The 2,080-nt window shown below is 75.0% G+C and carries 2 protein-coding genes; both read right to left on the reverse strand.

The annotated features are described in order from the left end of the window. The coding region (locus G3I41_RS13430) for a beta-ketoacyl synthase N-terminal-like domain-containing protein (protein ID WP_203600935.1) at positions 1-1,501 on the reverse strand (1,501 nt) is incomplete at its 3' end. A 33-nt stretch (positions 1,502-1,534) separates the two neighbouring features. Further along, positions 1,535-2,080: acyl carrier protein (locus G3I41_RS13435; protein WP_239081612.1), on the reverse strand; the 546-nt coding region annotated here is incomplete at its 5' end.

Below are 2,080 nucleotides of genomic sequence, written 5' to 3' on the forward strand. Positions count from 1 at the left end.
GCCGCGCGTGCAGCCGGCCGGCCTGGGCCCGCAGCGCGGACTCCGTACGGGCCGACAGCGGCCACGGCGCGGGCGGCTCCGGCAGCAGCGCGTCCGGCCCGGCCTCGCCGGCCGCTTCCTGCGCCTGTTCCAGGATGACGTGCGCGTTGGTGCCGCTGATCCCGAAGGAGGAGACCCCGGCCCGGCGCGGCCGGTCCCGGTCGGGCCAGGCGACGGCCTCGGTGAGCAGTTCCACGGCGCCGGATCCCCAGTCGACGTGCGGGGTCGGCTCCGTCACGTGCAGGGTGCGCGGCAGCACCCCGTGCCGCATCGCCTGGACCATCTTGATGACCCCGGCGACCCCGGCCGCTGCCTGGGTGTGGCCGATGTTCGACTTGAGCGAACCGAGCAGCAGCGGCTCGCCCTCGGGACGCCCCTGCCCGTACGCCGCCAGCAGGGCCTGTGCCTCGATCGGGTCGCCGAGCCGGGTGCCGGTGCCGTGCGCCTCCACCGCGTCCACCTGCTGCGGAGCCAGCCGGGCCGAGGCCAGGGCCTGCTGGATGACCCGGACCTGGGTGGGGCCGTTGGGCGCGGTGAGGCCGTTGCTCGCCCCGTCCTGGTTGACCGCCGAGCCCCGCAGCACGGCGAGGACGCGCCGGCCGTTGCGGCGCGCGTCGGACAGCCGCTCCAGGAGCACCAGGCCCACGCCCTCGGCGAAGCCGGTGCCGTCGGCCGCCGCGTCGAACGCCTTGCAGCGCGCGTCGGACGCGAGCCCCCGCTGCCGGCTGAACTCGACCAGCAGCACCGGCGTCGCCATCACCGTCACCCCGCCCGCCAGCGCGAGATCACTCTCCCCGCGCCGCAGCGACTGGGCCGCCAGGTGCATCGCCACCAGCGACGACGAGCACGCGGTGTCGAGCGTCACGGCCGGGCCTTCGAGCCCCAGGTGGTAGGCGATCCGCCCGGACGCGACGCTCGTCGCGTTGCCCGTCATCAGATGCCCCTCGTACCCCTCGGGGACCCGGTCCGGCGGCGGCACGTACGCCTGCGACACCACCCCCGCGAAGACGCCCGTCCGGCTCCCGCGCAGGGAGTCCGGGGCGATCCCGGCACGCTCCAGCGTCTCCCAGGCCACTTCGAGGAGCTGCCGGTGCTGCGGGTCGGTCGCGACGGCCTCCCGGGGGCCCATCCCGAAGAACGGGGCGTCGAACCCGCCCGCACCCTCCAGGAACCCGCCCTCGCGCGTGTACGCCGTTCCCGGCCGGTCCGGATCGGGGTCGTACAGTCCCTCCAGGTCCCAGCCCCGGTCCTCCGGCAGACCGGATATCGCGTCCGTCTCCGCCGCCACCAGCCGCCACAGGGCCTCCGGCGAATCGACGCCGCCCGGAAAACGGCAGCCCATGGACACGATCGCGATCGGCTCGTGCTCCTTGTCCTCCAGCTCCTTGATCCTGCGCCGGGCCTGCCGGAGGTCGGCCGTGGTCCGCTTCAGATAGTCGCGGAGCCTGTCCTCGTTACTCATCGCCCTTGCCCTCTCGTACGCGGAAACGACCGGTCATGACGCGCCGAGCTCCTCGTCGAGCGCGCGGAAAAGCTCCTCGTCCGTGGCCGCCTCCAGGTCGTCGTCCGGTTCCTCGGCGGCCTCCGGCCCGGCCGCCCGCTCGTCCCAGAGCCAGAGTGCCGCCCGCAGCCGCTCCCGCAGCTCCTCGAAGCCCTCGCCGCCGACAGTGACCGACTCCAGCAGCCGTTCCAGCTCGTCGGCGTCCGTCCGCTCGTCCGGGGCCAGGAGCACGGACAGCCGCTCGGCCAGGGCGGTGGGTGTCGGGAAGTCGAACACCGTGGTGGTCGGCAGCCGGAGCCCGGTCGCGGCCGAGATCCGGTTGCGCAGCTCGACCGCCGTCAGCGAGTCGAACCCGATCTCCTTGAACGCCCGGTCGGCGGTGATCTCGTCGGCCGTCAGATGGCCGAGCACGGCCGCCACCTGCTCCCGTACGAGTGCGAGCAGCGCCTGTGTCCGCTCGGGTCCGCGCAGCGCGGCCAGCCGGTCCGCCGCCGAGTCGGCCGTCGTCCGCCCGCCGCTCGCCGCCCGGCGCACCGCGGG

The sequence above is a fragment of the Streptomyces sp. SID9727 genome (assembly GCF_010550605.1).
In the GTDB taxonomy this organism is placed as follows: Bacteria; Actinomycetota; Actinomycetes; order Streptomycetales; family Streptomycetaceae; genus Streptomyces.